At 55.7% G+C, this 6,213-nt stretch carries 6 protein-coding genes; 4 read left to right on the plus strand and 2 right to left on the minus strand.

Annotated features, from left to right (window positions below):
* Positions 1-103: 103 nt before the first annotated feature.
* The 4 genes from JJD74_RS24800 (at position 104) to JJD74_RS24815 (ending at position 4,440) form a co-directional block, all read left to right on the plus strand.
* Entirely contained in the window at positions 104-1,120 is a 1,017-nt protein-coding gene (locus JJD74_RS24800) for a ParB/RepB/Spo0J family partition protein (RefSeq protein WP_031312470.1), read from the plus strand.
* Positions 1,121-1,510: 390 nt separating this feature from the next.
* On the plus strand, positions 1,511-1,816 hold the full coding sequence (locus tag JJD74_RS24805) for a hypothetical protein (protein WP_023049065.1): 306 nt from the start codon (positions 1,511-1,513) through the stop codon (positions 1,814-1,816).
* A gap of 930 nt (positions 1,817-2,746) precedes the next feature.
* Positions 2,747-3,730, plus strand: a complete 984-nt coding sequence (locus JJD74_RS24810; protein ID WP_023082874.1) for a ParB/RepB/Spo0J family partition protein — start codon at positions 2,747-2,749, stop codon at positions 3,728-3,730.
* A gap of 65 nt (positions 3,731-3,795) precedes the next feature.
* A complete protein-coding gene (locus JJD74_RS24815) occupies positions 3,796-4,440 on the plus strand; it encodes a hypothetical protein (protein ID WP_023082873.1) in 645 nt (214 codons plus the stop codon).
* A 213-nt stretch (positions 4,441-4,653) separates the two neighbouring features.
* Here JJD74_RS24815 and istB read toward each other — a convergent pair whose 3' ends face one another.
* Positions 4,654-5,457 carry an IS21-like element ISPst3 family helper ATPase IstB gene (istB, locus tag JJD74_RS24820; protein WP_011911830.1) on the minus strand — a complete coding sequence of 268 codons (804 nt, stop codon included), beginning with the start codon at positions 5,455-5,457 and terminating at the stop codon, positions 4,654-4,656.
* A partial coding sequence (locus JJD74_RS24825; RefSeq protein ID WP_442793289.1) for a Mu transposase domain-containing protein occupies positions 5,450-6,213 on the minus strand: 764 nt, incomplete at its 5' end. The genes JJD74_RS24825 and istB, both read right to left, overlap by 8 nt.

Raw genomic sequence — 6,213 nt, forward strand, 5'->3', positions numbered from 1 at the left:
AGCACCACCAGCGAAAATCAGAAAATAATGGTGCTCGGAGCACCACTTAAATCTTGAGAATTGAGTGGTGCTCGGAGCACCACCACTAGGTTTCGGAGGAAATATGGCCAAGTCGGAGGATTACCCAGGTCAAAAAAAGACCCCCCCTCAATGGGTCACTGGAGTTCGCCCACCCGCGGAAATTGCTGAGCCTAATCTCAGGGTCTCCGTTGCAGACATGCTCGCCGCACAACGGGCAGAACAGGAGGTCAGTGCGCCAAGTCCGGCCGCAGTGTTAGCTCCAGCACCAGGTCATAATGATGAGGCTGTTGCCGCAAGTGACAGCGGCGTTCTTGCTGAGGTGAAGGTCGATTCGATTCGGGTATCTCCGTTTCAACCTCGTTTGACCTTCAGCGAAGCAGCTATTGAGGATCTAGCGAACTCGATCGCCTCTGTTGGACTGGTAAAGCCGTTGACGGTCCGCCCTGTCGGGGATGGAGTTTATGAGTTGATCGGCGGCGAGCGCCGTTGGCGTGCTCACAAGCTGCTGGGCAGGGAAACCGTGACCGCCTATGTACGCTCCGTTACGGATGCAATGGCGAAGATTCTGGCCCTAACCGACAACGAGGGACAGGAAGCTCTGACCGAGTATGAGCGCGGCCGTTCTTATGCCGCGATCATGCGAGCAGGGGAGGAAAGCTCGATTCGTGCTCTCGCGCGCAGGGTAGGGGTCAACCATTCGATAGTTAGCAGGTGTCTTCTCCTAATGGATCTGCCAGAGGAAGTGCGAGCAATACTCGACACGAATCCGGGGCTTATCGGCGGGAAATGGGCAAAGGACTTCATTGAATTCAGTCGTACCGAGCCGGCGCTGCTTCTGCAAGCAGTTACCTCTATGCGCGATCATCAATGGACGCAGGAGCATGCCCTACGATGGTTAGCGAAGGAGCTTGCCTCGCGTGATCAGCAGAAGACGCCGGGCAAGTTCACCGATAAAGAAATCAGTGGGATAGGCAAGGTTCGTGTAGATGGGAAAAAAGTCGAGTTTCGATGCGAGAAAACGGTAGATGCGAAGCGGCTGGCGGAACAATTTGAGGCTTTCTTGAAGACCATTGATCGCTCCCTGATTACAAGCGAATGATTATCAGTAGTGTCGTAATGAATTATTTCAGACGCGAAACTGGTTAGAAAACGCGAACACGAAGGCGAAATGCCATGACAGAATATGGTTTTCAGACTTCGAGATAGGGATATATGGCAACCGCAGTCGCGCAACCAGAGCTCAGGGTGCAACCGCAGACACGATTCACCACGCTCGCACAGCTGTCAAAGATTGAGCCTGAGCATTTGCTCGGCCTGAGCCGTATCGAGCTGTTTTCTGTGATTTCAGAGCACTGGCTGAAGTGTTCGGCCCCAGCGCGGATTCACATGTTGAGCAGCGAAGATCGGTTCATCCGAGGCGAGGCGCGGGCTCAAAACAAAGCACTAAGCGTCACGCAAATTTGCGCAGACCAAGCGCCAGGGGTTATCTATGAGCAATTCAACCAAACACCGTATCTCGCTGGCGTATGAGCACGAAGGTGAGGTGCGGCAGGCTTCAGCTGAGCTGAACCTAACGAAGACCAGCATCATCTTTAGCGGACTCCCGAGCATAAAATTCAAGGTCTCCCTGAGCGATCCTGAACAGGTCATATTGCAGTTGCCGACAGACCGCAAAGGAAAAAAACCAACGGTGTCTTGCGACATCTCCTCGATTCCTGAGCTGGAAGCGGCGATGGCAGAGGTGCGCAGGCAAGGCTGGCTCAGGCCGAAGGTGTCGGTGAGTGAGTGCGAATGAACCGTGGCCGATGCCTAGATCCGAGCTCGATCCGATCGGAGTCGATATTCAGGACGCGCACAAGCTCATTCGCTTCCCTGGTTGCTTGAGCGCGCGCGGAGAGTAGGGCGAGCGCCATGGGCTTAGCTCAGAAGCTCAAAGGTTGGCTATCCACGGGCCATCCCATACTCCGGACGGGAAATGATCTACATAGATCTCCGCGATAACCTATGCTTTTACCACCGCCAGTTCGCTTTCCTTCTGTAGGAACGGGTCGGCTTAGCGGCGCTCAGAAAAGCTCAAAAAACATCAAATTAATGAAACTTATCACGCCTTAAATGGTCTGTGATGGCCTAATGTTTGCTGTAGACATGGCCCTAGCTTATGCTGTGCTGTGAGACAACTTTTTATAGGTGTTGCCGTCCTGCAACCAGTTTACGAGCTGAAAAGATGACGAACCTTTGACGCCGTTTTTGTGTAGTGATGCAGGACTGTATATTTATACACTGATTAGCATGCAGCCTTTGCCTTGACAGAAAATACCGAGATTCAGCCATGATCACAAAGATGCCGCCTCATGTAGTCAGAAGCTTTCCCTACTGGGAGACGCCACCGGAGCCGGGCCAGGATTTACATGAATTGAAATGGGGCGTCATGGAAGTCCTTTCAGACAAGTCGCTTAGATTCGTTGACACCAAACCAGATCAGGAAGCTCTCGAGGAATTAATAAGCCAACTTCAAGAGAAGATTTAATATTGATTTAGATTTATTGTCCTAGGCTTCTGTAGATCACAACCCCTGCTTAAACGGCAGGGTTTTTTTTGCGCGAATGTCGAAGGCAGGCCAGCAAGATGGCCGCAAATTCAGACGCAAAAACGACCTGAAAAGGCGTCATTTATTTATGTGTTCGACTTATCGTTCCTTGATAAAACCCGGAACGAGAAGCTGCTTATGCAAAGCTATGATTTGGCGTTTCACGATTACGCTCAGCTTTTTCCGCTAATCATCGGTGATGACTACGAAGCCCTGCTTGAAGATATCGATACCAACGGACAGCGTGCACCGATCGTTCTCTATGAAGGAAAGATCCTTGATGGGCGTAACCGATATCGCGTTTGCAAGGATCTGCTGATCGAACCACGAACAGAGGAATACACAGGAGATGATGCCCTGGGTTACGTCCTCTCTTTGAACCTCTACCGCCGGCAGCTCACCGTAGCACAACGGGCTTTGATCGCTGCCGAGCTGTCCTCACTGCGTGGGAACAGCGCTATCACTGTTGACCTGGAGAAAGCAGCCGGGCAGGAGTTGGAAGCCGCAAAGATGGCTATTGAGGAGGCAGCCAAAGTCCTGGGTATCAGCCCACGCTCTGTGTCTTCTGCCTGCAAGGTTGTCCGGGACGGCACCAAAGAGCTGTTAGATGCTGTCAAATCTGGTGAAGTGAGCGTATCCGCCGCGGAACAGGTGGCTAAGCTCGAGAAAGAGGCTCAGCAAGAGTTGTGTAGCCGCGGGCCTAAGGCAATACGTAAGGCCGCGAAGGACATGAGAGAGGAGGGCAGAGCGAAACCTGCGTTGTCCAATAAGTCACTTCCGCCCCCAGAAAAAAGCAGTCACCTGCCACCGCCGGTGCCGCTTGACGATGATGAAGATGCTGATTCAGCACACGAAGCGCCGGCTAACCAAATAGCCGCGATCGAGCAAGAGTCGGACATTTTCTATACCTCGGAGAGAAAGCCAGCGGCTCAGCTACTGTTCGAAATGGCTGATGCAGGAATGCAGTTTGGTCGAGAAGCTGAGGGCGTTGCCGACGACATCATGAATGAGGTTGAGGAAGGCCTCGATCTTCAGTTCCTTGCGTTTGTTGTGGACGTAGCAAAGAGGCTGGAGAATCGGGTGAAGGCAAAAATGCAGGCCAGATACGCTGAGGAGACGTGAGGGTTGGGATTTTTTGGAAGGGTGATTTCATAGGTTAAAGCCCGAACAGAAAAGGAGTACCCCACATGCAAACACCTCAGGACGACACAATAATGGATTTTGGCCCGAACCTCTTCGGTGGCGAGGGTGGCTCCGCGTCCAATTCTTCGGCTGATGATTCAGATGCTACGAACGATGCTCCGGATGCTCCGGATGCTCCGGATGGGGCGGCGAGTATTTCTCAGCAGATGGCTGAAGGTTGCACCGAAGAGAAGACAGCCGAGGCCGCCGGCGGCCAGGCGGGAGGTGACAATGCTCCCTCGAGCAGCAATGGTGCATCTGGCGTGAATACTGAGAAGGCAGCCACTCAAACCAAGGCAGGGAAGTCCGAAGTAGGCACCAAAGCCTTGTCCAGTGTGAAAGCGGCCGTGAAGGTTTTCGAAAGCATCAATGGGTTCGACGAAAAAAGCGCGACTCAGCGTACCGTTGTTCGCGATCTGATGCTGAAGCAGTCCGAAGCCATGGAACTCAAGCTCCAGGGCAAGAAACCCCCTGAGGGTGAAGACTTTGATGCCATTGCTAAGCAGCTCCGGCGCGAGAACAACCGCCTCGACTCCCTGCTTGAAGGAAAGGAATCACTGTTCGGCAAGGCCCGGAAAGCCGCCGAAATTGCGATCGAAAACATGCAGGGCGTAATTGCCGAAATCAACCGCTTGGAGGAGGAGGGTTAGCCCTCCTGGACGACATGAATGTTGGCGCTGATGGAAAATTGACCCACCCTGCCGATTGAAATTTGACCCAGGGCGGATTGCTGATTTTGTTACCAGCAACTGTGGATAAGTCTACCAGCGCAGCTGCTGTTGCCCCCACTCCTTCGCTAGCCCAGTTCAGTTGTTTAAGACCTGCCACACGCAGCCATGTAGCAGGCCGTCGTCGCCATGAAATCAGAACGGCTCATCGTCCTCCGGTTCTTGGCCGCCCTTACGCTTTCGCTCCCGTGATTTGATCTTGGCCTGGGCCGCCAAGCTACTGTGTTGCAGGCGATAGGACTCGTTACCGGTTTCGACGATGTGGCAGTGGTGGGTCAGCCGATCCAGCAGGGCGGTGGTCATCTTGGCGTCGCCGAACACGCTCGACCATTCGGCGAAGCTCAGGTTGGTGGTGATCACCACGCTGGTGTGTTCGTACAGCTTGGACAGCAGGTGAAACAGCAACGCACCGCCAGCCTGGCTGAACGGCAGATAACCCAGTTCGTCGAGGATGACCAGATCCATGCGCAGCAGTGCCTGGGCGATCCGCCCGGCTTTGCCGTCGTGTTTTTCGCGCTCCAGCAGATTGACCAGATCGACCGTGGAGTAGAAGCGCACGCGCTTACCGTGCCGGGTGATGCCGGACACGGCCAGCGCGGTGGCTAGGTGGGTTTTACCGGTGCCTGGCCCACCGATCAGCACCACGTTCTGCGCGGTGTCGGTAAAGGCCAGGCTGGCCAGCTCGCTGATCAGGCGTGCGTCGGCGCTAGAGGCGTTGAAATCGAAGCTGGCCAGATCGCGGTGCATCGGCAGCTTGGCCATGTTCATCTGGTGGCTCACCGAGCGCATGGCGCGATCTGTGTGCTCTTGTTCCAGCAGGTGTTCGAGCAGCCACTTGGACGAGGCTGTGTTCGACTCACCCTGTGCAGTTAACTCCGCCCAGGCCGTGGCCATGCCGTGCAGGCGCAGCTCCTTGAGTTCCGCCATCAAATCACGCATGACCGACCTCCTCGGCCTGGCCACGCAGGCGGTCGTAGCGCGCCGTGTTAGCGACGGGGGCTTCCTTGAGCGACAAGTGGGTTTCGACGCTGGGTGGTGGTTCGGATGCTGTCAGCCGTGCCACGACATTGAGGATGTGTTCGGCGCTCAGGCTGCCGCTCTCCAGTACCAGCTCAACGGCTACCAGCACGGCATCGAGTCCGGCGACCGGTACGGCAGCCAGGACTTGCGCCATGATCCGGTCACCGCCGGCATGACGCCCCAGGCCGTGCTTAAGCTGACGCAGCGGCGCTGGCAGATCAGTAAAGGGCGCTCCGTTGCGCAGCGCGCCGGGCTTGCGCTCAATCAGCGGGATGTAGTGCTGCCAGTCGTAGCTGACCTGTTCGCGATCCAGCAAGCGCGCATGGCTGGCAATCAGCGCATCATCGGCCACCACCTCGATGCGGGTCGGATACAAACGGCTGCTGACCCACTTACCCGCGTACTCACACGGCACCGAGTAACGGTTGCGCCCGACGCTGACCAGGCAGGTGCTGGAGACCCGCGCAGGCCGCTCGACGTAACCGTCGAAGGCCGCGGGCATAGGCATCAGTTCGGCGCGCTCCAACTCCAGTACCTCGGCCACACTGAGCCCGCTGTATTGAGGGTGCGTCAGCTCGTTCCAAAGCGCGCGGCAGCGCTGGCCCAGCCAGGCATTGAGTTCCTCGAAGGAGTGAAACTGGCAGTCCTGGGCGTCTAGCCAGATACGCCTGCGGC

Source organism: Pseudomonas sp. MF6776, assembly GCF_016613125.1.
GTDB classification, from domain to species: domain Bacteria; phylum Pseudomonadota; class Gammaproteobacteria; order Pseudomonadales; family Pseudomonadaceae; genus Aquipseudomonas; species Aquipseudomonas iridis.

Bases quoted from the DNA above. Each gene is read 5' to 3' on its own strand.
- JJD74_RS24810 (WP_023082874.1), top strand. From the start codon at position 2,747: ATGCAAAGCTATGATTTGGCGTTTCACGATTACGCTCAGCTTTTTCCG.
- JJD74_RS24805 (WP_023049065.1), top strand. From the start codon at position 1,511: ATGAGCAATTCAACCAAACACCGTATCTCGCTGGCGTATGAGCACGAA.
- JJD74_RS24800 (WP_031312470.1), top strand. From the start codon at position 104: ATGGCCAAGTCGGAGGATTACCCAGGTCAAAAAAAGACCCCCCCTCAA.
- JJD74_RS24815 (WP_023082873.1), top strand. From the start codon at position 3,796: ATGCAAACACCTCAGGACGACACAATAATGGATTTTGGCCCGAACCTC.
- istB (WP_011911830.1), bottom strand. From the start codon at position 5,457: ATGCGTGATTTGATGGCGGAACTCAAGGAGCTGCGCCTGCACGGCATG.